General features: G+C 70.4%; 22 protein-coding genes and 1 pseudogene. 6 read left to right on the top strand and 17 right to left on the bottom strand.

The window, feature by feature from the left end; all coding sequences use genetic code 11:
* The first annotated feature begins 46 nt into the window (after window positions 1-46).
* Together BM362_RS41375 and BM362_RS41370 are read left to right on the top strand one after the other, a co-directional pair.
* The gene (locus BM362_RS41375; protein ID WP_093576856.1) at window positions 47-859 is read left to right on the top strand and encodes a class I SAM-dependent methyltransferase; all 813 of its coding nucleotides are present in this window, start codon (window positions 47-49) and stop codon (window positions 857-859) included.
* A gap of 31 nt (window positions 860-890) precedes the next feature.
* Window positions 891-1,655 carry a DUF6796 family protein gene (locus BM362_RS41370; RefSeq protein ID WP_067594990.1) on the top strand — a complete coding sequence of 255 codons (765 nt, stop codon included), beginning with the start codon at window positions 891-893 and terminating at the stop codon, window positions 1,653-1,655.
* Window positions 1,656-1,748: 93 nt separating this feature from the next.
* Here the strand turns inward: BM362_RS41370 and BM362_RS41365 are convergent, their stop codons facing one another.
* The 5 genes from BM362_RS41365 to BM362_RS41345 form a co-directional block, all read right to left on the bottom strand.
* Window positions 1,749-3,863, bottom strand: coding sequence for an HtaA domain-containing protein (locus BM362_RS41365; RefSeq protein ID WP_167545636.1), 2,115 nt, complete (start codon window positions 3,861-3,863; stop codon window positions 1,749-1,751).
* A gap of 90 nt (window positions 3,864-3,953) precedes the next feature.
* Window positions 3,954-5,021 (bottom strand): hypothetical protein, encoded by a 1,068-nt coding sequence (locus BM362_RS41360; RefSeq protein ID WP_244287451.1) that lies wholly within the window; start codon window positions 5,019-5,021, stop codon window positions 3,954-3,956.
* 11 nt (window positions 5,022-5,032) lie between these two features.
* A complete protein-coding gene (locus BM362_RS41355; protein WP_208865491.1) occupies window positions 5,033-5,851 on the bottom strand; it encodes a heme ABC transporter ATP-binding protein in 819 nt (272 codons plus the stop codon).
* Entirely contained in the window at window positions 5,848-6,939 is a 1,092-nt protein-coding gene (locus BM362_RS41350) for a FecCD family ABC transporter permease (protein ID WP_067594999.1), read from the bottom strand. The genes BM362_RS41355 and BM362_RS41350 overlap by 4 nt, the downstream gene beginning before the upstream one ends.
* Window positions 6,936-7,910: a heme/hemin ABC transporter substrate-binding protein gene (locus BM362_RS41345; protein WP_232792054.1), complete on the bottom strand. Its 975-nt coding sequence runs from the start codon at window positions 7,908-7,910 to the stop codon at window positions 6,936-6,938. The genes BM362_RS41350 and BM362_RS41345 overlap by 4 nt, the downstream gene beginning before the upstream one ends.
* A 356-nt stretch (window positions 7,911-8,266) precedes the next feature.
* Between BM362_RS41345 and BM362_RS41340 the strand changes: the two genes are divergently transcribed.
* Window positions 8,267-8,830, top strand: a complete 564-nt coding sequence (locus BM362_RS41340; RefSeq protein ID WP_232792055.1) for a hypothetical protein — start codon at window positions 8,267-8,269, stop codon at window positions 8,828-8,830.
* 54 nt (window positions 8,831-8,884) lie between these two features.
* Here BM362_RS41340 and BM362_RS41335 read toward each other — a convergent pair whose 3' ends face one another.
* The 7 genes from BM362_RS41335 to BM362_RS41310 form a co-directional block, all read right to left on the bottom strand.
* Window positions 8,885-11,260 (bottom strand): HAD-IC family P-type ATPase, encoded by a 2,376-nt coding sequence (locus tag BM362_RS41335; RefSeq protein WP_093576852.1) that lies wholly within the window; start codon window positions 11,258-11,260, stop codon window positions 8,885-8,887.
* A gap of 84 nt (window positions 11,261-11,344) precedes the next feature.
* Window positions 11,345-11,815, bottom strand: coding sequence for a nuclear transport factor 2 family protein (locus tag BM362_RS41330; protein WP_167545635.1), 471 nt, complete (start codon window positions 11,813-11,815; stop codon window positions 11,345-11,347).
* On the bottom strand, window positions 11,800-12,306 hold the full coding sequence (locus BM362_RS48000) for a hypothetical protein (RefSeq protein ID WP_167545634.1): 507 nt from the start codon (window positions 12,304-12,306) through the stop codon (window positions 11,800-11,802). The genes BM362_RS41330 and BM362_RS48000 overlap by 16 nt, the downstream gene beginning before the upstream one ends.
* A gap of 64 nt (window positions 12,307-12,370) precedes the next feature.
* Window positions 12,371-12,571, bottom strand: a complete 201-nt coding sequence (locus BM362_RS41325; RefSeq protein WP_093576850.1) for a hypothetical protein — start codon at window positions 12,569-12,571, stop codon at window positions 12,371-12,373.
* A gap of 92 nt (window positions 12,572-12,663) precedes the next feature.
* Entirely contained in the window at window positions 12,664-13,329 is a 666-nt protein-coding gene (locus tag BM362_RS41320; RefSeq protein ID WP_198545669.1) for a (2Fe-2S)-binding protein, read from the bottom strand.
* Window positions 13,326-14,165 (bottom strand): CbtA family protein, encoded by an 840-nt coding sequence (locus BM362_RS41315; RefSeq protein ID WP_067595008.1) that lies wholly within the window; start codon window positions 14,163-14,165, stop codon window positions 13,326-13,328. Before BM362_RS41315 ends, BM362_RS41320 begins: the two co-directional genes overlap by 4 nt.
* Window positions 14,166-14,190: 25 nt before the next feature.
* Window positions 14,191-14,400: a CbtB domain-containing protein gene (locus BM362_RS41310; protein WP_067595011.1), complete on the bottom strand. Its 210-nt coding sequence runs from the start codon at window positions 14,398-14,400 to the stop codon at window positions 14,191-14,193.
* Between the two features lie 987 nt (window positions 14,401-15,387).
* Here BM362_RS41310 and BM362_RS41305 point away from each other — a divergent pair.
* Window positions 15,388-17,016, top strand: coding sequence for a GMC family oxidoreductase (locus BM362_RS41305; protein WP_067595014.1), 1,629 nt, complete (start codon window positions 15,388-15,390; stop codon window positions 17,014-17,016).
* 16 nt (window positions 17,017-17,032) lie between these two features.
* Window positions 17,033-18,607: a succinic semialdehyde dehydrogenase gene (locus BM362_RS41300; protein ID WP_093576848.1), complete on the top strand. Its 1,575-nt coding sequence runs from the start codon at window positions 17,033-17,035 to the stop codon at window positions 18,605-18,607.
* Here the strand turns inward: BM362_RS41300 and BM362_RS41295 are convergent.
* Window positions 18,594-19,256, bottom strand: coding sequence for a TetR/AcrR family transcriptional regulator (locus BM362_RS41295; RefSeq protein WP_093576847.1), 663 nt, complete (start codon window positions 19,254-19,256; stop codon window positions 18,594-18,596). The genes BM362_RS41300 and BM362_RS41295 overlap by 14 nt on opposite strands.
* A gap of 84 nt (window positions 19,257-19,340) precedes the next feature.
* On the opposite strand from BM362_RS41295, the gene BM362_RS41290 reads away from it, so the two are divergent.
* A complete protein-coding gene (locus tag BM362_RS41290) occupies window positions 19,341-20,837 on the top strand; it encodes an acyl-CoA synthetase (RefSeq protein ID WP_093576846.1) in 1,497 nt (498 codons plus the stop codon).
* A gap of 65 nt (window positions 20,838-20,902) precedes the next feature.
* On the opposite strand, the gene BM362_RS49700 is transcribed toward BM362_RS41290, so the two are convergent.
* From BM362_RS49700 to BM362_RS41280, 4 genes and pseudogenes are all read right to left on the bottom strand, one after another.
* Window positions 20,903-21,313 carry a glutaminase domain-containing protein gene (locus BM362_RS49700; protein ID WP_244287450.1) on the bottom strand — a complete coding sequence of 137 codons (411 nt, stop codon included), beginning with the start codon at window positions 21,311-21,313 and terminating at the stop codon, window positions 20,903-20,905.
* Window positions 21,314-21,351: 38 nt separating this feature from the next.
* Window positions 21,352-21,529, bottom strand: a pseudogene (locus BM362_RS50860) (glutaminase domain-containing protein); the annotation flags it as partial.
* Between the two features lie 91 nt (window positions 21,530-21,620).
* The gene (locus BM362_RS50160) at window positions 21,621-21,845 is read right to left on the bottom strand and encodes a glutaminase domain-containing protein (protein WP_280142776.1); all 225 of its coding nucleotides are present in this window, start codon (window positions 21,843-21,845) and stop codon (window positions 21,621-21,623) included.
* 172 nt (window positions 21,846-22,017) lie between these two features.
* Window positions 22,018-23,802: a gamma-glutamyltransferase family protein gene (locus BM362_RS41280; protein ID WP_093576845.1), complete on the bottom strand. Its 1,785-nt coding sequence runs from the start codon at window positions 23,800-23,802 to the stop codon at window positions 22,018-22,020.
* Between the last annotated feature and the right edge of the window lie 34 nt (window positions 23,803-23,836).

Raw genomic sequence — 23,836 nt, 5'->3', positions numbered from 1 at the left:
CCGCAGAAGTTAGGTTGCCCTAACTATCGGAACGAGGGGGGCGGCGATGGGAAAACCGGTGGAACTGGGCGCGGTGCAGGAGACTCTCCTGATTCCGTTGTACGGACGTGCTTTGGACGCGAAAAAGCGTCATCCGGTGCTGGGCGACGCGAAGGCGGCCGAACTGGTCGAGCGCATCGACTACGACTTCGCGAAGTTCCGGGGCCCCGCGCTGTCCGGATCGGTGCTGCGGAGCGCGATCTTCGACGGCTGGGTGCGGCGGTTCCTGTCCGCGCATCCGGCCGGGACGGTCGTCGAACTGGGCACCGGGCTCAACACCCGCGCGCAGCGGCTCGGCACCGACCGGATGCACTGGTTCGACCTGGACCTGCCGGACACCGTCGCGTTGCGCCGGGAGTTCTTCGCCGACTCCGGCCGGGTCACGACGATCTCCGCTTCGGTGCTCGACCCGGAGTGGCTCGACCAGGTCGCCGGGACAGCGGGCCCGTACTTCTTCGTGAGCGAGGCGGTGCTGCTGTACCTCGCCGAAGACCAGGTGCGCGAGGTGGTCCACCGGCTCGCCGACCGGTTCCCCGGCAGCGGTTTCGCCTTCGACACCGGCGGCCGCGCGATGATGCGCAACCAGGACCGCAACCCCGTTTTCAAGACGCTCACCGCCCGCATGCAGTGGGAATGCGACGATCCGCGCCGGCTGGAGGAATGGGGCCTCCGGCTGGAGGAGAGCCGCACTTTCGCGACGCCGCAACCGGAACTGGCGCGCACCTGGCCCGCGCGCTACCGGTACGGCCTGCCGCTGCTCGCGCGGCTCCTGCCGCCGCTGATCAACACCTACAAGATCAATCTTTTCACCCTGGGCTGAATTCCCGCCCCCGAAACGGAAGAAGGCCGCGATGGCATCCCTTCGTCCCCGGAAACGGGCGCCCCGGCACACCCGGCTCGTCCGCTGGGCCGGACTGGCCGGCGTCGCCGGATCCGCGCTGTACGCACTCGGCGACGTGCTCCTGCTCGGCTCGAAAGTCGAACCCGACCGGCATCCGATCCTCGCCGAACCGGAGGTGGACACCAAGGTCGGCGCGATGCTGCCGGCTTCCACGACCCGGCTCACCGCCGGCGCGCTCAGCGGCGTGTTCGGCTCGCCGCTGTACCTCGCCGCCGCGTGGCATCTCTACCAGGGTCTCGCACCAGCCGGCCGCGCCCGGGCGTTCGCACCGGCGGCGGTGCTGGCCGCGGCCTGGACGACCCCGGCGTTCATCCACGGCACCTTCTTTCATTGGGCCGAGGCGTACAAGGCGGCCGAGGACCTGGCCCCGGTGAGCGAACCGGCCAAGCGGCGGATGCTGGATCAGGCCGCCGCGTTCGGCCGCGCCATCGGGATCGTCTACTGGCCCTTCGGAATCGCGACCGTGGCCGCGTCCGCCCTCGCCACCGCCGCGGTGGCCACCGGCCGCACTGCCTATCCGCGCTGGTCCGCGCCGTTCATCGCACCGGCCCTGCCGATCGCGGTCGCGAGCGCGGTCACCGGCACGCATGTGCCGCCGGGGCGGGCGAAACACCTGCTGCAGGGGGCCGGGATCAGCCTCGGGCACCTGGCCAGCTACGGGCTGAGCACCGTGCTGCTGTGGTCCGGGAAACGACTGGTCGCTCCCCGCGACTAACCCACCTCCGTCCCAAGGTCCGTGAGGGCCGCCCTGAGGGAATCTGATTCCCTCAGGGCGGCCCTCACGCGCTTTCCCCGCGGGGCTGGCCGCTTAGCTCTTCGCCTTGCGCCGGGTCTGCGCGACGAACACCAGCGCGGCGCCGCCGAGCAGCAGCGACAAGCCCAGATACAGCGGCGGCCAGGCGTCCGCGCCGGTGGAAGCCAGCGCTCCCGTGTCGCTTTCGGGGCGGAATTTCAGCGGCGGCACCAAGTCCTGGCCGGAACCGCCGCCGGTGCCGCCCGTGCCGGAAGCGTCGCCGCCGAGAGGGGGCGGAGCGGCGCACGAAGCCGCGATGCCGACCGTCGCCGGGTCCAGTTCGGCACCGGTCTGGTAGAACCCGGCGAACGCGTCCGAACTGGCCAGTTTCGCGCCGATTCCGCTGACGAGCAGGGTTCCCTCCCCCGGCTGCCGCTGCGCGCCCGACAGGGTCAGCTTCGCCAGCGTCGCCTGCGGCAGGTCCACCGACGAGGCGGGCGCGCCGGGCTGCGCGACGAGCCGGACGTCCGCCTTGAGCACGCCGGTCTCCCCGGACACGGTGACCGCCGGGTTGGCGAGGATCATCGTGAAGAAGTGCGCCGGGTAGGCGAAAGTGACTTTGCCTTGGTACTGCACGGAAAAGTCGGACGGTGACGCGTAGCGGACGGCCTTCGCCGGGAACCGGTAGGCGCCGGTGGGGATTCCGTCCGGGTCCGGCACGCCGTCGGCGACCGCCCGGTCGGTGCCGGTGATCTCCGCGCCGTCTCCGGCGGTGATGCTGTTGCCCTTCGCCGGGCCACCGGTGAGACTGGTGCCGACGTATTCCCGGAAGCTCTTTTTGAAGCCCCACAGCAGATCGCCCTTGGTCGCGTTCTGCGGGGTCAGCGTGCAGCCCTCGGCGGGCGGCGGAACGTTCCGCGCGGTCACCGTGATCTTCGCGGCCGCCGAGGCTTTCGACACCGATCCGGCCGCGGCGACCGAGTACTCGCCGGGCGCCAGTTCCGCGGGCACCGCCACGGCGGCGGTGAAGCCGCCGGAGGCATCGGCCTTCGCGCTGCCGGCCGGTTGCCCGCGCAGGCTGAGGGCCACGTCTTCGCCCGCGGTGAAACCGGTGCCGGTCACCTGCACGGACCCGCCCTGCGCGACCGACGCCGGAGCGACCGTGATGGCCGGGACCGCCGGACCGGCTTTTCCGGGGAAGACGATGTCGCCGGTGTCCAGTTCAGCGCCTGCGTTGTAGAACCCGTTGAACGAAGCGGCTCCCGCGTCGGTGAGCGTGGCTTTGGCGATTTTCGCGACCGCCGCGTCCGCAGTCTGCGCGGCGGGCCCGCTGACGTCGAGGTTCGCGATGACCGCCTTCGTCGGCGGCTGCACCTTCTCCGGTTTGTCCTGGGTGCCGTAGAACTTGTAGTTCACCGTCATGCCGAGGGTCGCCTTGCCCGGTCCGGTGAAGGTGACCACCGGATCGGCGAGCCCGATGTCCCAGATGAAATGCGCGGGCATCGCGAAGTGCACCGCGCCGCGGTAACGAACCGTTCCGGTGCTCGTCGACGCGTCGTAGTCGGCGCTTTCGAGCGGCCACACGTACGGCTTCGGATCGGAGAACTTGTCACTCGGGTCGAGGATCGCGCCGCCTTGCGGCGTCGTGGTCCCGGCGAAGTTCTTGAGGTAGTTGCGCCAGGAAAGCTTGAAGCCCCAATAGAGACCTGGTTTTCCGTCTCCGGTGGGCGGCGGCGGGTCGACGGTGCCGCGGAACCGGATCGGCGTCGCGGTGTCGAAGGAGCTGTCGTCGCCGCGCCAAGCGAAGGTGTAGACCGAGAACGGCTCCGCGGCCGCGTCGTGGTTGCGGCCGTCGCTGCCGTCGTAGACAGCTTTCACTTTGGCTTTGTACGAAAAGGACCCGTCGTCGCCGAGCGGGACCTGGTTGCCGACGGCGCCCTTCTTGACCAGCCGGGCGAGCTGGTAACCGTTCGCCGTGCCCGGGTCCTTCAACGTGGACAGTGCCGGGCCGATGCGGAGGCCGTAACCGTTGCCGCCGTTGCCGTCCGGGCGGAAACCGGTGCCCTTGATGGTGATTTCCGTGCTCCCGTCGGGAGCCAGATCGGTCGACGGCGTGACGGTCAACGAAGGCCCGGCGTCGGCACCGGCGATTCCGGCACTGCCGGTCGCCAGGACCAGAGCCGCGCTCACGGCGACGGTCAGGGTCCGGCGAAGCCACCGTCTCGCACCGGGTCTGTTCTTCTTCATCAACTGATTGCCTTTCCTGGGGAGAGAATGCGGTCAGCTGTTCGCGGCGGCACGGGAACGCGCCCGCCGCCACAGCAGGAATCCGGCCACGGCCAGCACCAGGACCGCGGCGACGGCGAACACGACGGTCGCCCAGACCGGCCAGCCGCTCGGCTCCGCCGCCGGTGCGGCGTTCTGCGCCGCCGCGACCGGAGGCGCGGCGACGGAAAGCGGTGCCGACACTTCCGTCGCCGAAGTCGCTCCGGTGAACGCGATCCGGTGCTCGCCTGGCGGAAGCCCGTCCGGAAGCGAAGCGACATAAGCGAATACGCCGTTCGCGTCGGCTTTCGCGTCCGGCAGCGAGACGGGATCGGAGTGCAGGACCACGGAGATCCGCTCGTTCGGCGCGAACCCGCGACCGGTGACCGGCACCTTGTCGCCAGCGCGGGCCTCGTGCATCGCCGCGGTGACTGCCGGTGCGGGTTTGGCTGCGGAGGACGACGGCGGCGGCGGCGGCGAAGAAGCAGGAGGCGGCGCGGCGGTTTTCGGCACCGCCGGTTTGCGCGCGCCCGGCACGGCGAACGTGACCGGGGTGAACGTCTCGTTCTCCGGATTGACCACGCCGTGCGCACCGACGGTGATCACCCCGCATTGCACCGTCGAACAGTCCACTGTGGTCGCTTTGCCGGTGCGGTCGGCGGCCGGGAACCGCGCGCCCGGCACGACCAGTTTGGCCGACCAGGTCCCGTCCGGCGCGATGGTGCCGCCGTTGGCCGCGTAGGCGGTGTCGCCGCCGGGGAAGGCCACGAACCGCTGATAGCCGTTGTTGTCCTTGGTTTCGCTGTCCTGGACGTACCGGTAGGTCGTCCCGGTGGCCCCGCCCTGGCTCGGCCGCCACCGGTCGCCGGACACGGTGCCGAACAGGACGTAAATCCCGCCGTGGCCCTTGGGAATCGACTGGAAACCGGTGCCGCGCAGGGTGAGCACGGTCGCGTAGTCGGGATCGGCGGCGGCGGGCGACAGCCGGACGCTCGCGCCCGCCGCCGAGGCCGGGACCGGAACCAGGCCGGCCGCCGCGCCGGCGGCGAGCACGGCGACGGCCGCGCGGAAACGGATGCTCATCGGGTTTTCCTTCAGTCGCGTCGGGGCAGGACGATCGGTTTGCCGCTGCCGGGATGGGGGACGATCTCGACCGCGCAGCGGTACACCTCGCTCAGCAGTCCGGCCGTGCACACCTGCTCGGGCGGCCCGACCGCGGCGAGCTTGCCCTCGTCGAGCACCGCGATCCGGTCGGCGTAGGCCGCCGCGAGAGTCAGGTCGTGCAGCACCAGCACCACTCCGGCTCCCCCGGCGGCCTTCGCGCCGACGAGCCGGAGCACGTCCTCCTGATGGCGCAGGTCCAGCGAAGCGGTCGGCTCGTCCAGCAGCACCAGTTCGGTGTCCTGCGCGAGGACCCTGGCGAGCGCCACCCGGGCCTGCTCGCCGCCGGACAGCGTGGGGTACCGGCGTCCGGCGAGATCGGCCACGTCGGTTTCGGCGAGCACCGTCGCGACGATCTCCTCGTCCCGGTCCTGCGACTCGGTCCCCCGCCAGGGCGCCCGGCCCATCGCGACCACTTCCCCGACGGTGAACGGGAAAGACAGCGGATTCTGCTGCGGCAGCACGGCCCGGCGCCGGGCCAGCTCCACCGTCCGCCACTGGCCCGCCGGACGCCCGGCAACCGTCGCGGCGCCCGCGTCCGGGGCGAGATCGCCTGCCAGCACGGACAGCAGCGTGGTCTTGCCCGCGCCGTTCGGCCCGACGACCGCGAGCACCTCCCCGGCGCGCGCTTCCAGGTCCACCGCGTCGAGCAGCGCGCGACCGCCCGCCCGGACAGTGGCCTGCCGCACCGCGGCCAGCGGTTCGATGCCCGGGCCGCGCCGGTCGAGCGGAAGGCGCACGACTGTGCTCATGCCCATCCTCCGGAGCTTTTCCTGGTGCGCAACAGCAGAACGAAGAAGAACGGCCCGCCGACCAGCGCGGTGAGGATGCCGATCGGGAGATCGGCGAACGGGAACAGCGTGCGGGCGAGCAGATCGGCCAGCGACAGGAGCACCGCGCCGCCGAGCGCGCTCGCCGGCAGCAGCACCCGGTGGCCCGGACCGGCGATCATCCGGATCAGGTGCGGCACGACCAGCCCCACGAACCCGATGATCCCCGAGTACGACACCGCCGCGGACACCGCGACCGCGACCACCAGGACCGCGGTCAGCCGCAGCGATTCGACGTTGACGCCGACGTGCCGGGCCTGCCGGTCCCCCAGCGAAAGCAGGTCGAGCTTGCGCGCCAGCACCAGCGCGACGAGTACGCTCGCCACCGCCAGCGGCGCGACGGTGTACACGTACGGCCAGCGGCTCGACGCCATCGAACCCAGCTGCCAGAACACGATCTGCTCGCGCGCGCTCTGGTCGCCGAGGAAGACGAGGAACGCGATCGCCGCCCCGGCCACGGCGTTCACCGCCACTCCGGTCAGGATCAGCGTGACGACCTCGGTCCGGCCCTTCGACCGGGCGAGCAGATACACCGTCAGGACCGTGGCCAGTCCGGTGGCGAAGGCGAGCGCGGGCGTGGTGAACGTGCCGAGGAAAGTCCAACCGCCCACAATGGACAGACAGGCGCCGACCGCGGCCCCGGACGACACTCCCACGACTCCGGGTTCGGCCAGCGGATTGCCGAAAACGCCCTGCATCAGCGCGCCGCACACGCCCAGCACGCCGCCGACGATCAGCGACAGCACCACCCGAGGGAACCGGACCTGCCACAGCGTGCCTTCGGCGTAGCTGTCCATGCCCGCCGGAGCGGAGCCGATCCCGATCCGGTGCAGGATCGAGCCGAGCACGTCCGGAACCGGGATCCCGTACTGCCCGGCCGCCGCCGAAACCAGCGCCACCGCGAGCAGTCCGGCGACGAGCACGGCGAACAGCACCGTGACGCGCAGCGGACGTCTCCGGAGGCCGGGCTCCGGCAGCACCGCGACGGGTTTCTCCTGGACCGCGCTCATTTCGCCGCCTTGACCGAATCCGGCGCGTAGACCGCACGGGCCAGCGCGTCGAGCACGGACGCGGTCAACGGGCCGAAACTGAGGATCTGGTAGTCGCTCAGGTCGACGAACCGGCGCTTCTTCGCGGCCGGGGTCTGCGCGAGGCCGGGAATCGCCAGCGCGCCGTCGACGCCGCCGACCGACTCCAGGCCCTTCGTCATCATCAGCACGAGATCCGGCCGCGCCCGGCTCAGCGCCTCCGGGTTGATCGGCCGCATGCCGTCGATGCCCGCCTCGGCCGCCACGTCCACGACGCCGAGCGCGGAAAGGATCGACTCGACGCCGCTGCCCTTGCCGAACATGTAGTAGACGCCCGCCTGCCCGCGGACGTAGAGGAACGCCACGCGCGGCCGCTTCGCCGGATCCGCGGGGACCAGGTGCGCGATTTCGGCTTTCTTCCGCGCGATCTGGCCGTCGATGCGGTCGGCCAGCTGTTTCCCCGCCGCGGGGACGCCGAGCGCGGCGGCGACGCTGCCGACCAGCTCGCGGGTGTTGTCCATCGAGCGCTTCGAGTCCACCACGACGACCGGCACGTGCGCGTCGCGCAGTTGCAGCACCACGTTCCACGGGCCGATCGACGTGTCGGTGAGCACCACGGTCGGTTTCAGCGCCATGATCGCTTCGCCGTTGAGCTGGTGGCCGTTCGCGGTGATCACCGGGAGCTTTTCCGAACCGGGGAAGCCGGTGGACACGTCCCGGCCGATCACCCGGTCGCCGAGCCCGAGGCCGAACACCGTCGCGGCGAGCGTGCCGGACATGTCGAACGCCAGGATCCGGCTCGCGTCGGAGACCGTCACCTTCGTTCCCTGGAAATCCGTGACTGTCACCGGAAGCGCGGGCTTCGGTTCCGGCGCCACCGGCTGGATGTCCGGCTGTGCCACGACGGCGGTGGTCGGGCCGGTGTAGCCGCGGGGGTCGGCAAGCGGTTTCACCTGTGCCAACGGCGTTTGGCCCGGCACCGCCGCGGGGACTTGCGGCGGTGCCGCCCCCTGCCCGCCGCAAGCGGTCACGACGAGTGCCGCGCACACCCCCGCGGCCCATCTCCCGGACCGGACGACTCGACTCCAGCGCACCGCGCCCCTCCCCTTCGGCAAGCCGGCCGCGCGACTGAGGCGACCCTCACTTCAAGTTGTTAGGTTAGGCTTACCATATCGAGTGAGTTTTGGGTAAGCTGCCGGTGTTCCTCATTTCGGAGCGTGTTCCTCGGCGCTTCTCGTGTCCCCCGAACGGATTTCTCCCCACCCGACAGCGGTCTCGGTATTCCACGGAACTAAGGAGCGCTTCCCCGATGTCTCAGCACATCTCCCCCGCAGACCGCTCAGCCGCCGCCCAGATCCGCCGCAAGCGGCAGAGACGCGCCGTGCTCGGCCTGGTGCCGGCCGCGGTCGTCGGCCTGCTGCTCGGCGCCGCGGGAGCCGCGTCGGCCGCTTCCGGCACCGCGACCCACAACGGGCACACGCTCACCGCGTCCAACGCCACCGGCCTCGCTGCGGCCGGGGAAACGATCACCGTCACCGGTTCCGGCTACGACCCGGCGAAGGGCTACTACCTCGCGCTGTGCCAGGTCCCCGACGACTACAGCTACGGCCAGGTCCCGAGCCCGTGCGCCGGCGGCGACGGCCAGGGCAGCACCGGGGTCGGCCCCTCGGCCTGGGTGACGAACAGCCCGGTCGGCGGCAGCGCCTCGACCCCGATCGACTCCAGCGGCGGCTTCAGCGCGCGGATCCGGGTCAAGCAGGCCAGCACCAATCTCGACTGCGCGACCGTGACCTGCGCCGTCGTCAGCCGGCGCGACCACCTCGGGTCCGCCGACCGGTCCTTCGACGTGTTCATCCCCGTCTCGTTCAGCTGACCCCTCGGTCCGTGCGGGGGACTCTGATTCCCTCCGGGTTCCCCGCACGGACCTTCAGCGAGTGCCGATCCGGGTTCCGATCCAGCGGCCGATCTCGATCAGCACCACTCCCGCCGCCGCGCAGATCACCGCGATCAGCGTGTACCCCGTGTTGCTCGGGTCCAGCTGGAAGATCTCCCGCGTCCACGGCAGCAGGAACATCAGCGCCGACACCACCGCCATCGTCGCGACCAGCGCCGCCTTCCACCACGTATACGGCCGCGCGACCACTGCCAGCACCCACAACGCCAGCGCCATCAACGTCATCAACGCCGTAGTACTCGCCTGCACCTGCGCGGTGCCGGTGGTCGCGTGGCCCGGGTGGACCAGGATGTACGACACGAACGACGCGGCCCCGATCACCACCCCGGCCGGAACCGCCATCCGCAGCACCCGGCCGACGAATCCGGGGCGCGCGCGGTCGTTGTTAGGGGCCAGCGACAACACGAACGCGGGCAGGCCGATGGTGAACCAGCCGACGATCGTGACATGCCGGGGCAGGAACGGATACGGCATCGCGTCCAGGCCGATCAGCCCGGGCACGCCGACGATCAGCGCCAGCAGCACCGAGTACACGGTCTTGGTGAGGAACAGGTTCGCGACGCGTTCGATGTTGCCGATCACCCGGCGGCCCTCGCCGACGACCTGCGGCAGGGTCGCGAAAGCGTTGTCCAGCAACACGATCTGCGCGACCGAACGGGTCGCCGGGCTGCCCGCGCCCATCGCGACGCCGACGTCGGCGTCCTTCAGCGCGAGCACGTCGTTGACCCCGTCGCCGGTCATCGCGACGGTATGCCCACGAGCCTGCAACGCGGCGACCATCGCCCGCTTCTGCGCCGGAGTCGCCCGGCCGAACACCGCGGTCCCTTCAAGCTGCGAAGCCAACTCCCCGGGATCTTCGGACAGGGTCCGCGCGTCGACCGGGGCTTCGCCGCCGGGCAGGTCCAGCGCGCGGGCCACGCCGCCGACCGACACCGCGTTGTCGCCCGAAATCAGTTTCACCGCGACGCCTTGGGCGGCGAAGTAGTCCAGCGTTTCGCGCGCGTCGCCGCGGATCTTCTGCTCCAGCACGGCCAGCGCCACCGGCGTGACCCTGCCCGGCCCGTCCGGCGCGTCGACCGCGTTCGCGGCCCGGCCGAGCAGCAGCACCCGCAGGCCCTGCGCGCCGATCCGTTCCGCTTCCGCGCGTTCCTCCGATTCGGCGGGCAGCAACACGTCCGGCGCGCCGAGCACCCAGTCGCCGTGCTCACCGAACGCCGCGCCGCTCCACTTCCGGGCCGAGGAGAACGGCACCACGGCGGTCGGCCTCCAGTCCGGCGCGGCCGGGCAGCCCTCGGCGATCGCGACCAGGCTGGCGTTCGGCCGCGGGTCGGCGGCGGCGAGCGCGGCCAGCACCGTCTCCGGCGCCTCGCCCGCTTCGTGCAGCCGCCGCAGCTCGGACAGCCGCATCGTGTTCTCGGTGAGCGTGCCGGTCTTGTCCGCGCAGACGACGTCCACCCGGGCCAGGCCCTCGATCGCGGGCAGCTCGTTGACCAGGCACTGCCGCCGCCCCAGCCGGATCACGCCGACCGCGAACGCGACCGACGTCAGCAGGATCAGGCCCTCCGGGACCATCGGGACGAGCGCCGCGACCATCCCGCGCAGCGCGTCGGGCAGCCGCTGCGAACCGGAAAGCTGGTTGTAGATCGACAGCGCGCCCGCCGGGACCAGCAGATAGGTGATGACCTTCAGGATCTTGTTGATCCCGTTCCGCAGCTCCGAATCGACCAGCGTGAACCGGCCCGCCTCCTCGGCCAGCTTCGCCGCGTACGCCTCCGAGCCCACCTTCGTCGCCCGGTACGCGCCGTTCCCGGCCACCACGAAACTGCCGGACATGATCGGGTCGCCCGCGCGCTTCACCACCGGATCCGACTCGCCGGTGAGCAGCGATTCGTCGACCTCGAGCGCGTCCGCCGCCAGCACCTCGCCGTCGACCACCACCTGATCGCCCGCGCCGACCTCGATCACGTCGTCGGCCACGACCTCCTCCGGGGCCAGCTCGCTGCTGACCCCGTCGCGGCGGACGCGCGGGCGCACCTGGCCGACGATCGCGAGCCGGTCCAGCGTTCGCTTGGCGCGCAGCTCCTGCACGATGCCGACGACGCTGTTCGCCACGATCACCCCGGCGAACAGCCCGTCCAGCAGGTAGCCGGTGGAGAAGATGATGACCGCGAGCACCGCGAAGATCGCGTTGATCCGGGTGAAGACATTCGACCGGACGATCTCCCACGCGCTGCGGCTCGTGCGCGAGGGCACGTCGTTGGTCCGTCCCGCGGCGACCCGCTCGGCCACCTCGGCCGCGGTGAGCCCGCGCGTGCTGTCCTGCGTGAGCAGGCCGTCGTCCCCTGACATGGCTTCGACCTTACGCAGTTTCCGGGCAAACCCGTCACGCCGCCGCCCCCGGCGGGTCCGCCCGTTCGGGTGACTCGGCGCAGGTCACCGGCCGAGGCGGGTCGCGCGGACCTCCCGGGTGTCGAGCAGATCGAGGTGCGCCTCGCGGCGCGCGAACCGCCATCCTCCGCCGGTCTTCGCGTAGCGGTCGAGGTAGTGCCGGTGCCACACCGCGTCGGCGAATCGGCCGTCGCGCGGGCCGACGTGGTGGGCGACGCAGGTGATCCGTCCTCGCGCGGCGGGATTGCCGCCGGGGTCGAAGACAACGCCGGTGATGCCGTGTGCGGTCAGCGGCACGTCATCCAGCACCGATAACGCGGCCGCTACGCCTTCGGGACTGGGATGTTCCCGGACCGGGCCGAAGTCGTGCGGCGGATCCGGCAGCACGAGCACCCCGTCGCCGCCGAACAACTGGGCGACACCCGCGAAATCCCGCTCGTCGACGCGGGCTGTGTAACGGTGCACGAGATCGTGCAGCGCGGCCCACTCCGCCACGGGGATCACCAGTCCCGCCACGGGACGATCGACGGCAAGACCCGCTCGGCGATCGCGCGGCTCACCTCGACCGGGTCCTCGTCCAGGTACAGCAGCGAACCCGGCGTGCGGCCCGCTCCGGAGCCGATGTCCAACGTCGGGTCCAGGCACCGGCGACGCCCGGGCAGGTCGGCAGGTCGGCAGGTCGGGAATCCGGGTCCGGTCCTGCCACGCGAACTGCGCGTGCGCCTCGCCGCTGTGCGGTTCGGCCAGCTCGGTGACCGTGACGTGCAGTCCGCGATTCGGCCGGGACAGCCGGATCGCGGCGCGACATACCCGAGGACCGGCGTGAAGAACGCCAATAGCGGCCGCCGCACGCCCGGGGTTAACAGTCCGCGCTTGCGCCATCCGGCCACGCTTTGCTCGTACGGCGGGGCGCCGTCGCCGGTCCACGCCCAGCGGTCGCCGTGCGCGACACCGGGGAGGCGCAGGTTCTCCGGCAGGTGATCGAGCTGGTGCCCCTCGTTGAACACCGGGCCGAGCCTATGGATCACGACGGCTTGGCAGCGGCAACCGTCCCGGCGACTGGGACGCGGTTCAGCTCAGCCACTTCTTCGGCGACGGGTACACGTACCGCGCGATCGTCGTGCTCGCCCAGCCGATGCAGGAGCCGACGAACACCGGCAGCACGACCCGCACCTCGTGTCCGCCGCGGAGCACTCCGGCGAGCAGGAAGACGAGCCCCCACGCGACGAGCAGCCCGGCGCTGTAGGTCCAGCGGGTGCGATACCTGCGCATGGCGGCCTCCCGATGTTCTCCCTGTCCAGTTGTTCCTCGCGCAGATCTCGATCGCAGGTTCACTGGGGAGATTTTCGGCATTCGGGCACAGTTCAGGCGAGCACGCAATCCCCGCATTTCGGGCCGTCGCGATCCGGTGCCGCCCGATAGAAAAGACAGCAGCTGCGACGACGGAACCGCCCGTTCTCCCGAGTCGCGGTTCCGGAAAGCTCCGGCAATTCCTCCAGCGCGGCGACAATCCCCGAGACCCGGTCAGTCCACTCTGGACGCTCGGACCGCAACACTGTCACCGCCCCGTTCAGCGCCGACGCCACGTTCCCCCGCCGAACGTTCCGCGCCAGCGAGAACTGCGCCATCGCCTTGTCCAACCGCGCCACCGGACCGCGCAGAACCCGTTCCGCGAACGCACTGACCACATCGGACTCGACCGGCGATTTTTCCGCCAGAGACAACGGAAACGCGCCACCCAGCTTCGGCTGCCACCACGCCGTCGAATAGTCCGGCACCGCTCGCGCACCGACCGCGAGACCGAGCGCGGGCGAGATGATCCGAGCCGCCAGCCCGAGATGCGCGATCGACGCCGCGACCCGCAGTTCCACGAAATCGCCGCCGAGCACCGACCGGTTCCGCGCGATGCGTTCGCGCAGCACCGGGCCGTCGTCGAGGACCTCGGACAACGGACGCCACGGCCCGGCCGGTTCCCCGGCCGGATGCGTGTCGACAGCGAAGAACGGGCCCAGTCCGGTCAGCGGGTTCACGCCTCGACGGTAACCGCGCGCCCGCGGTCGAGCACGCGTTCGGCGAGCGGGCCGAACACGAGCGCGATGGTCCCCCACAGGATGACCTGCGCCAGCACCGAGCAGAGCCGGAACCCGGCGAGCGTGTCGGCAGGGAACCCCGGGTACACGATCTGGCCGTCGGGACCCTTGAGCGGCAACGGGGTTTCGCTGGCCTGCGGGCCGTACTCGGCGACGTTGGAGGCCAGCGACCCGAGCGACGGCAGCAGCGCCATCAGCAGCGCGCACAGCACCACGAACCCGGCGCCCGCCACGAGTGTCGCGTTCCAGTTGCCCAGTCTCGGCGCGAGCCGCTTGCCCGCGACGACGGCCGCGACCAGGAAAACCACCGACGCGACGACCATCGTCAGGTACAGCCCGGTGCGCGCGCCGATGGTCGCCTCGTGCCCGATCGCCGGCGGGTTGGCCGGGTACTTCAGGAACGGCACGAGGTACAGCGACAGGAATCCGGCCCCGGCCACGAGCACCGCCAGCACCCGCGCGCGGATCCGGCCGACGCGGCCCAGCAGCACGGTGTACACGACGGCGAACAGCAGGCCCATGGCCACGCCGAAGAGCACCATCCCGAGCCCGATGCCGAGGTTGCCCTGCACCGCGCGGCTGAAGACCTCGTGCCCCTCGGGCTCGACCGGCAGCCCGGCGGCCTTGTCGAGCGCCGTCTGCGCCTCGTCGCGGCCGGATTCGTAGTCGATGGCGGCCTGGATCGCCGGCTCGGCGAAGATCCGCGCGAAGACGAACGCCAGCACTCCGCCCAGCGCTCCGGCGAGGAGGCCGCGCAGAATCAGCTTGTTCTGCATTGTTCGGTTGTCCGTTCCGCGCGCGTCAGTGGCAGGGGAAGCCGAGGAAGTGCCGCGCGTCGTGGACGAACTCGTGCACGTGCGTGTCGCTGCCGAAGATCGAGACCGCGCCCTGGTCGACGCCGATGAAGTAGTACAGCAAGAGCGCGCCGACGACGGTCGCGCCGAGCAGCAGCACGGCTTTCGACACGGGCAAGACGACCGGGGTGGACCGATCGGCCGGAATGGTGGCCATGGCTCTCCTTCGGGATGACGCGTCCCTTGCGGGTGGACCTCGACGACGGCTCCTCGACCTGACTCGCCCGGGATGGGCACACAGTGGCGCGACCGTGCCGGAATCCCACCGGCTTCGGGAAGCCGTCGCGCGAGCAGCACGGTACGGCGGCGCTGGTCCGCAGTCAATCGAACCGGAGCCCGATGTGTCCGCTATCGCCTGGTTTGCACAGCCGGTGTGCGCGGGGTCGCACCGAACGGAGCAAGACCGCTCACGCGGGGCCGCGGGAGAAGGCCAGGTGCTCCGGGCACAGGCAGAGCGTGCGCCCCCCTCCGGAGGCTCGCCGTCTCCCCCAGCCGCTCCAGCCACCGGACGAGGCGGGCCTGGCGGACGTTCAGCGCCCGCAGGACGTCGCCCTTCAAGACCAGCTTCCCGAGACCGCCGATCCCCGGCTCTCCCCTGACGGGACCTCGGTCAGGTGCGAGCCCCGCAGATCCAGCGTCTCCTCCCCGGCGGTTGGCTTCCCCGGTCCCATGGAGGGTTTCTCAGTAGCTGCGGTGCGCAGTCTCGCTACGCCCGGGCCGCGTGACTCTCTGCTCGCGCACGCCCACACCGACCAGACCGCGCCCATCGGCCAGGGACAACTTCAGGCGCTCCTGTCACCGCGCCTGCGGGGGTTCTGCCTCCTGCCGAGACACGCGACGCCCGCGAAGGCGCGACGCCCGCGAAGGCGCGACGCCCGCGAAGGCGCGACGCCCGCGAAGGCGCGACGCCCGCGAAGGGCTCCTTGAGGGAATCAGATTCCCTCAAGGAGCCCTTCGCGGACCTCAGCGGGAGAAAGCAGCGCAGCCGGTCTCGCCAGCCAATGCTCCGCAGCACTGAGAAAACCTCACGAGGGCGAGTCCATCAGGTTCGCGCGCGAGGCGTTGCGCGTCCGACGGGAAAGCTATACCGTGCCTTAACTAGAACAGGTTACAGTTTCGGCGGGGCGCGGGACGAGGAGCGGACATGGCAGCCAGGGTGGCCCGAGGCAACGAAGCCGACTATGTGGTCGTCGGGTCGGGCAGCTCGGGAGCTGCCGTCGCCGGGCGGCTCGCGGAGTCTGGGGCCAGCGTGATCGTGCTCGAAGCGGGCAAGAGCGACGAGCAGCTGCTGTTGCGCAAGCCGGGGTTGGTGGCCCCGTTGCACGCGGTGCCCCAGCTGAAGAAAATGAGCGACTGGGGGTTCTCCTCGGTCCCGCAGAAACATGTTCTCGATCGGCGCCTGCCGGTGCCGCGCGGGAAGGTGCTCGGCGGCTCCAGTTCGGTCAACGGGATGGTCTACGTCCGCGGCAACCGGGCGAATTTCGACTCCTGGGCGGCCGAGGGCAACACCGGCTGGGACGCCGACAGCGTCAACGCCGCGTACAAGCGCATGGAGGACTTCGAAGACGGCGAGAACGCCTTCCGCGGCGCGGGCGGGCCGATCAAGATCACCCGCAACAAGATCCCGCAGGAAGGCACGCTGCAGTTCCTCGACGCGACGGCCGACGCGATCGGCTGCGAGATCATCGACGACTACAACGGGCCGTCGCAGGAGGGCGTCAGCCGGATGCAGCAGAACGCTGCCGATGGCCTGCGCTACAGCGCCTCCCGCGGCTACCTGCATCACCTCGCGCCTCGGACGCTTGAGATCCAGTCCCGCGTGTTCGTGCGGAAAGTGGTGATCGAGAACGGCCGCGCGACCGGTGTCGAGGTGACCGACGCCAACGGCGGGCACCGCACGGTCCGGGCGGGCAAGGAGGTCATCCTCGCCGCCGGGTTCGTCGGGTCGCCGCAGCTGCTGATGCTGTCCGGGATCGGGCACGCCGAGCACCTCAAGGAGCACGGCATCGACGTGCTCGCCGATCTGCCGGTCGGCGACAACCTGCACGACCACATGTTCCACGCGCTGACGTTCCAGGTGTCGTCGTGCAAGAACAAGGGCACCGCACCGTATTTCGCCCGCGGGATGGCCCGCGAGCTGCTCAAGCCGGGCTCGACGTTCCTCGCGAACTCGGTGTTCGAGGCGCTCGCGTTCCTCAAGACGTCGCAGGCCACGACGGTGCCGGACCTGCAGCTGCACCTGCTGCCGTGGGCGTACGTGTCGCCGAACCAGGACGCGCCGGTCCGGCATCCGGTCGACAAGCGGCCGGCGCTGACCGTGCTCGCCACGCTGATCTACCCGAAGAGCCGCGGCACGATCCGGCTCTCCTCGGCCGATCCGGCCGCCGCGCCGCTCATCGACCCGCAGTACCTTTCCGACCCGGCCGACCTCGAAGTGCTCGGCGAGGGATCCGAGACGGTGCGGGAGATCTTCGCCTCGAAGGCGTTCAAGGGCTCGGTCAACGAGGAAATCCACCCGGGCAAGCAGCTGCGCGGGCAGGAACTGCGCGACGCGATCCTCAACCGCGCGACGTCGGTCTACCACGGCGTCGGCACCTGCCGGATGGGCGTGGACGACCTCGCCGTCGTCGGGCCCGACCTCAAGGTGCGCGGGGTCGACGGGCTGCGGGTCTGCGACGCCTCGATCATGCCCTCGATCACCGGCGGCAACACCAACGCGCCCTGCATCATGATCGGCGAAATGGGCGCGCAGCTGGTCCTTTCCGGCAACTGACGGGAGCGCGAGACCCATGACCCTCACCCCGGTCCGGCCCACCCGCCCGGCTTCGGCGACCGACGAACTCCTCCGCGGGCTCGTCGCGCGCGTCCCCGGCTCGGGCGGCGCGGTGTGGCCGCTCACCGAGGTCTACACCGGCGACGTCCTGGTGGAGCTGCCGCAGTCGACGCCGTCGGACATCGAGCAGGCGTTCGCCGCCGCGCGGACGGCACAGGCGAAATGGGCCGCGACGCCGCTCAAACAGCGGCTCGCGGTGTTCCGGCGGGCGCATTCGCTGTTCATCGACCGCGCACGGACGATCGCCGACCTGATCCAGATCGAAAGCGGCAAGAACCGGCGGATGGCGATCGAGGAAACGTGCGATCCGCCGATGATCATGAGCCACTATCTGCGGCGCGCGCCCAAACTGCTGGCCCCGACGCGGCGCGGCGGACCGGTGCCTCTCGTGTCTTCCTCGACCGAGATCCGGGTGCCCAAGGGCGTGGCCGGGATCATCGCGCCGTGGAATTTCCCGTTCGCCACCGGCATTTCCGACGCTATTCCGGCCTTGCTGGCAGGTAACGCGGTGGTGTTGAAGCCGGACAACAAGACCGCGCTTTCGCCGCTGTACGGGGTGCACTTGCTCGAAGAAGCCGGGTTGCCGCAGGGCCTGTTCCAGGTCGTGTGCGGCGAGGGCCCGGACGTCGGTCCGACGCTCATCGGCCAGGCGAACTACGTCATGTTCACCGGCTCCACCGCCACCGGGAAGGTGATCGGCGAGCAAGCGGGCCGGAACCTGATCGGCTGCTGTCTCGAACTCGGCGGCAAGAATCCGATGATCGTGCTGCCGGACGCCGATTTCGCCGACGCGGTTCCGGGCGCGGTGTTCGGCGCGTTCGGGAACACCGGGCAGATCTGCATGCACATCGAGCGGATCTACCTGCCGGAGTCGCGCTACGAGGAATTCAAGGAAGCCTTTGTGGCCAAGGCTTCTTCGCTGGATGTGCGGGCGGCGTACGATTTCGGCCCGGAAATGGGCTCGCTGGTCTCGGTGGACCACCTGAACCGGGTCAAGTCCCATGTGGACGATGCGGTCGCGAAGGGAGCCACCGTCTTGTGCGGCGGGCGTCCCCGGCCGGATCTGGGCCCGGCGTTCTTCGAGCCGACCATTCTGGAAGGCGTCACGAAGGACATGCTGTGCGGGGTCACCGAAACGTTCGGCCCCGTAGTCGCCTTGCATCGCTATCGGACAGTGGACGAGGCCGTCGAACTGGCCAACGACACCGATTACGGGCTGAACGCTTCGGTGTGGGGCAAGGACATTCGCGCGGCTTCCGCGGTGGCGGCCCGGTTGGAGACGGGCAACGTCAACGTGAACGACAGCCTGGCGACCGCGTACGCCGCCAAGGGAACACCTTCCGGCGGCGTGAAGACGTCCGGAGTGGGTGCCCGGCATGGCGACCAGGGGCTGTTGAAGTACACCGACGTGCAGAACCTGGCGGTGCTGAAGAAGCCGGTGATGAGCCCGCGACCGGGGCAGAAGTACGAGAAGTACGTGGAAGGAATGCTGTCCGGGCTGAAGATGATGCGGCGGCTCAGGATCCGGTAGTGTCCGCAATGGACTGACGCACGACCTGGACCACCTTGCCCTCCGCTCCGGTCAATCCGTTGAGCCGGGCGCGGCGCGTCAACAGGCCGCCCAGGACCAGCTCGACCAGTTGCGCGCCCACCTGCTCCGCCAACACCGGACCGGCCGGGTCGAACCACGTCCACGCCCAGTGCGCCGAGCCGAAGATCAGCAGGCTCTGCACCTCGACGTCGCACGGACGGAACTCCCCGGACGCGATCCCTTCGGCCAACGTCGCGCGCACCAGGTCGAGGTATTCCGCGCGCATCCGGCGGCCCTCGGCCATCGCCTCGTGGTCGGCGAGCCGGACGACCTCGCGCTGGAACGCGACGGTCGCCTCCCGGTCGACCACTTGGTACAGCACGAACGCGTACAGCAGCCCGGCCAGTTGCCGGGTTGGCGTCGCGAGGCGGTCGCGGATCAGCGCGGCCTCGGCGAGCCTGCGGCGCATGTACGACTCGTGCAGCGCGGCGAGCAGCCGGTCCTTCGTGCCGAAGTGGTGCACGATGGTGCCCTTCGACAGCCCCAGCTCGCCGGCGATGTCGGAGAAGTTCGTGGCGTCGTACCCGCGCTCGGCGACATACCGGGTGAACGTCGCGAGGATGTCCCCGGCGCGGCCTTTGGATGGCATCGGCCCACTGTAACCGAAGGTTTGACCACTGACCGTCCGTACGGTTACCTTCGTCGTGGTCCCCGGCGACGAAGGAGTCTCGGCATGGCATCGAGCTTGGCGCAGTGGATTGCCCGGCGCGGCACCATCACCCCCGGGTCGGTCGCGCTCGTCGCCGCCGAGACCGGCGAACGGATCACGTATGCCGACCTCGAACGCCGGGTCGCGGGGCGAGCGGCGGCGCTGCGCGCACTGGGCGTGCGCAAGGGCGACCGGGTGGCCTTGCTGGGCTTGAATTCCACCGGCTACCTCGAAACGCTCTTCGCGGTCGCCTGGCTCGGCGCGATCACGCTGCCGATCAATTTCCGGCTCGCGGCGGCCGAAATCGAGTACCTCCTCGACGACGCCCGGCCCGTGGTCGTGGTGCACGACGACACCTTCGCCGCACTCGCGAAGGAGGCTTCGGGCGCGCGGACGCTGGTCAGCGACAGCGAACTCGTCCAGGAAGGCCGCGTCGAACCCGAACCGGCCGGGCCGGACGACGTCGCGGTGCTGATGTACACCTCCGGCACCACCGGCCGTCCCAAAGGCGCCATGCTCACGCACGGCAACCTGGAGGCGAACGCGATCAACGTGCTCACCTCCGGGGAAGGCATCCTCCCCTCGGACATCACGTTGACGGTGGCCCCGCTCTTCCACATCGGCGGGCTGGCCCTGTTCACCCTGCCGCTGCTGTACGCGGGCGGCACCGTGGTGGTCGCGGGCAAGTTCGATCCACAAGAGACACTCGCGCTGATCCAGCGGGAAAAGGTCACCGTCCACTTCATGGTGCCCGCGATGTGGGCGGCGATGACGCAGGTCCCGGATTTCGATTCCTACGACCTGTCGCGGCTGCGGTACCTGCTGTGCGGCGGCGCGCCGTGCCCGCTGCCGGTGATCGAGTTCTACGAGGACAAGGGTCTGACCTTTGTGGAGGGTTTCGGGATGACCGAACTCTCCCCCGCCGCGCTGGTGCTGGAATCGGCGTTCGTGCGCTCGCACGCCGGGTCCGTCGGACGGCCCTTCCTGCACGTCGAGGCGCGGATCGTGGACGAACGCGACGACGACGTGCCCACCGGAACGGTCGGCGAACTGGTGCTGCGCGGCCCGAACGTCTTCGCCGGCTACTGGGGCCTGCCCGAAGCCAGCGCCGAGACCCTGCGCGGCGGCTGGTTCCACTCCGGCGACCTGGCCCGCTGCGACGCCGACGGTTTCGTGACGTTGGTGGACCGCAAGAAAGACATGATCATTTCCGGCGGCGAGAACGTCTATCCGATCGAGGTCGAGCAGGTGCTGCACCGGCATCCGGACATCGCCGACGTCGCGGTGATCGGCGCGCCGGATCCGCAATGGGGCGAAACCGTGGTCGCGGTGGTGGTGCCCGCCGGAGACTCGCTCGACGGGGACGCGGTGATCGCTTATTGCCGGGAGAGGATCGCCGCTTTCAAGTGTCCGCGCCGGGTCGAGGTGGTGGACGAGCTTCCGCGCAATGCCACGGGGAAGCTGCTCAAGCGCGAACTCCGGTCTCGCTACACCGACTCCGCCGCTTCGGTCTCCCGGTAATGCTGTGAGGGGAACCCTGAGGGATTCAGATTCCTTCAGGGTTCCCCTCACGGCACGTCAGCGGGTTAGCTGAACCGCAGTTTCCCGGACCGCCGGTTCTGGATTCGCCGCCACAAAGTCGTCGAAGCGGCCGGGCGCCGCAGCAAAACCAGGCACCCAGCGGCGACCGGGCGTGCTTGGAAGCCCGATTTCCGGGCGTCGGCGACGAAATACCAGCCGGAGAACGGGACCCGGGAGCCAGTCGTATCGGCGAAGCTGTAGACGCCTTCGACGAGCGTCGTGCGGATGTCGGTGTGGCCGGTCAGCCAGGCAGCCGTCCACAACTCCCAGTCGGCCTTCGTGTCATCGTGGCAGAGGTCCGGCGGGACGCCGTGTGCGCCTCGTTTCGACTGATACCAGGCGGCTTCCCGCGCGGCGGCGCCGAGCGGAACCAGGTCGAGGCCCACCATCCGCAGGTGCGAGCGGTCGTCGGCCAACGTCGTCCACTGGCTGATGTACGCAGGGCATCGGCGGAATTTCCGGTGACATCGGCGAGAACCGCCATCGCGCCTACGCCGATGACGCCCTTCAACGCGAGGTTGGCGCTGTGCGCGATCCAGCCGGTGAAGTCGCCGGCCTGGTTTTGGTTGCCCGGGTCGAGAGTGTTGCCGACCAGGTATTCGGCCCAGGCGCTGCACGACTGCGGCCGACATGATGAGCATATTGGCCGATTCCTCGACCGGCATGCTTTCCTCGTTGCCGTCGTTGTGGATAAGAGGGTGCCGGTGTCGTGCTCCGAAAACGTCATCGGCCAGCCGCCGTGCTCCGCGTGGTCCAGCACCGGTAGACCACGTCCACTGTGGACACATTGCCGCTGGACGAGATCTCCGTCAGGAACGCCCACGGCGAGCCGTTCCGCGCGACCAGTTCGGTGCCGCCGAAGGCTTGGCGCAGGGCGAGCGCGCAGATCGCCGCGTAATGATCGTCGGCCGCGGCAGATGCTTCGCTGTCGATCCGCTGGTCCACCACGGTGCCAGCTGCGCACCGAGGTAGCTGACTGCGGGTGCCCGATCGCGACCACCAGCGGGTCGGCGTCCGCGCCCGGCTGGACGGCGCCCAGGTCTTTGGCGAACGCGAGCACGGGCCGGCGGTCGTTGATCGCCCGCGGCTGGTCCGGGTCGCTCGTCCCGGACAGCGCGGGTCACCGCCCAGCGGCATACCCTTGCGCGCCACGCGAATTCGCCGCCGCCGAAAGCACACCGGTCTCCGGATCCTTAGCCACCGCGCACAACCGCCCCTCCGACCACGGCCCGCCGACCGTCACGTCGTGCCCCCGGCTTTCCAGCGCGGCGATCACGTCCGCGCCGATCCGCGACTCCACCGTCACGCTGCCCGCCGCCATGCCGCGCGGGTAGAACGAACTCGGGAAGCTGTCGGTGTGCCAGTTCGGCGCGTCGATCGCGCCTTGCAGGTCGAGTCCGCCGCGGACCTTTTCGCGCAGCGCCGCGGCAAGGAAGAAGTGGAAGTTCCACTGGTCCTGCTGGTCGCCGCCGGGGGTGCCGAACGCCATCACCGGGACGCCGTCGCGCAGTGCGAGCGACGGCGAGAGCGTGGTGCGCGGCCGTTTCCCCGGGACGAGCGAGTTCGGCAGGCCCGGGTCGAGCCACGCCATCTGCAACCGGGTGCCCAGCGGGAAGCCCAGCTCCGGCACCACCGGGTTGGACTGCAGCCAGCCGCCGCTCGGGGTCGCGGCGATCATGGTGCCCCAGCGGTCGACCACGTCGAGATGGCAGGTGTCGCCGCGGGTCAGGCCGTCCTTCGCGACCGTCGGCTCCCCCGCCCCGATCGCCGGCGCGGTGACCCCGCCGCCCGCGACGTAATGCACGTGCCGGCTCAGTTTCGGCTCGCGGCTTTCGGGGCTGCCCGGCCGCAGGTCGAAGGACGCGCGCTGGCCGATCAGCTCGCGCCGGGCCGCGGTGTACTCCGGGGAAAGCAGCGCCTCGATGGACACTTCCGTGCTGTCGCCGTACCAGGCTTCCCGGTCGGCCATCGCGAGCTTCGTGCCCTCGATGAGCCGGTGGTAGTACTCCGGCGTCGCGTACTCCAGCTCGTCCGGCAGGAGGGCGAGCTGCTGCAGAAAGACGGGACCCTGGCTCCACAGCCCGGCTTTCGCGACCGTCCAGCCGTTCCAGGTGGAGGTGACCGGGTCCTCGTAGGCCGGGCGGAACGCGGCGATGTCGTCAGCGGTGAGGGTCCCCGCGTGCCGTTCGCCGGAAGAGTCCATCGCCGGTTTCGCGGCGAAGGCGGCGAGTGCTTCGGCGACAAACCCCTCGCGCCACGCCTTCCGCGCCGCCTCGATCTGCGCTTCCCGGTCGCTCCCGGCCGCCTCCGCTTCCGCGATCAGGCGGCGCCAGGTCTCCGCGAGGGCGGGATTCTTCAGCAGCCCGCCGGGTTTCGGCGCGACCCCGCCGGGCAAGTACAGCTCGGCCGACGTCGTCCATTCGTTCTCGAACAGCTCCCGGACGGTCTCCACCGTCGCGCCGACGCGCTCGACCGCTGGATGGCCGTCCGCCGCGTAGTGAATCGCATACTTGAGCACCTCGCGCAGCGGCTTCGTGCCGTGGTCGTGCAGCAGGAGCAGCCACGCCTCGACCGCGCCGGGCACGGCGGCGGCGAGCGGGCCGGTGCCGGGGACGAGGTCCAGGCCGAGCGAGGTGTAGTGCTCGATCGTCGCTCCGGCCGGCGCGGGGCCCTGCCCGCACAGCACCTGGGGCGTGCCACCCGCCGGGGCGAGGATCATCGGCACCTCGCCGCCGGGCCCGTTGAGGTGCGGCTCGACGACGTGCAGCACGAACGCGCCCGCGACTGCCGCGTCGTAGGCGTTGCCGCCGTCCTCGAGCACCGCCATCGCGGCCGCCGAGGCGAGCCAGTGAGTGGACGACACCATGCCGAAGGTGCCCTGCAACGTCGGGCGCGTCTGGACCATGGGCCCTATCGTCGCGCGCGGGCTGGCGGTACGT

The sequence above is a fragment of the Amycolatopsis rubida genome (assembly GCF_900115345.1).
GTDB classification, from domain to species: Bacteria; Actinomycetota; Actinomycetes; order Mycobacteriales; family Pseudonocardiaceae; genus Amycolatopsis; species Amycolatopsis rubida.
Note: the sequence above shows the minus strand (reverse complement) of the source record. Positions and strands in the feature narration are given on the sequence as shown.

Coding starts and splice junctions, on each gene's coding strand:
- BM362_RS41360 (WP_244287451.1), bottom strand. CDS start 5,021: ATGAGCATCCGTTTCCGCGCGGCCGTCGCCGTGCTCGCCGCCGGCGCG.
- BM362_RS41310 (WP_067595011.1), bottom strand. CDS start 14,400: ATGGCCACCATTCCGGCCGATCGGTCCACCCCGGTCGTCTTGCCCGTG.
- BM362_RS41340 (WP_232792055.1), top strand. CDS start 8,267: ATGTCTCAGCACATCTCCCCCGCAGACCGCTCAGCCGCCGCCCAGATC.
- BM362_RS41305 (WP_067595014.1), top strand. CDS start 15,388: ATGGCAGCCAGGGTGGCCCGAGGCAACGAAGCCGACTATGTGGTCGTC.
- BM362_RS41290 (WP_093576846.1), top strand. CDS start 19,341: ATGGCATCGAGCTTGGCGCAGTGGATTGCCCGGCGCGGCACCATCACC.
- BM362_RS41280 (WP_093576845.1), bottom strand. CDS start 23,802: ATGGTCCAGACGCGCCCGACGTTGCAGGGCACCTTCGGCATGGTGTCG.
- BM362_RS41350 (WP_067594999.1), bottom strand. CDS start 6,939: ATGAGCGCGGTCCAGGAGAAACCCGTCGCGGTGCTGCCGGAGCCCGGC.
- BM362_RS41295 (WP_093576847.1), bottom strand. CDS start 19,256: ATGCCATCCAAAGGCCGCGCCGGGGACATCCTCGCGACGTTCACCCGG.
- BM362_RS41370 (WP_067594990.1), top strand. CDS start 891: ATGGCATCCCTTCGTCCCCGGAAACGGGCGCCCCGGCACACCCGGCTC.
- BM362_RS41300 (WP_093576848.1), top strand. CDS start 17,033: ATGACCCTCACCCCGGTCCGGCCCACCCGCCCGGCTTCGGCGACCGAC.
- BM362_RS41315 (WP_067595008.1), bottom strand. CDS start 14,165: ATGCAGAACAAGCTGATTCTGCGCGGCCTCCTCGCCGGAGCGCTGGGC.
- BM362_RS41355 (WP_208865491.1), bottom strand. CDS start 5,851: ATGAGCACAGTCGTGCGCCTTCCGCTCGACCGGCGCGGCCCGGGCATC.
- BM362_RS41325 (WP_093576850.1), bottom strand. CDS start 12,571: ATGCGCAGGTATCGCACCCGCTGGACCTACAGCGCCGGGCTGCTCGTC.
- BM362_RS41335 (WP_093576852.1), bottom strand. CDS start 11,260: ATGTCAGGGGACGACGGCCTGCTCACGCAGGACAGCACGCGCGGGCTC.
- BM362_RS41375 (WP_093576856.1), top strand. CDS start 47: ATGGGAAAACCGGTGGAACTGGGCGCGGTGCAGGAGACTCTCCTGATT.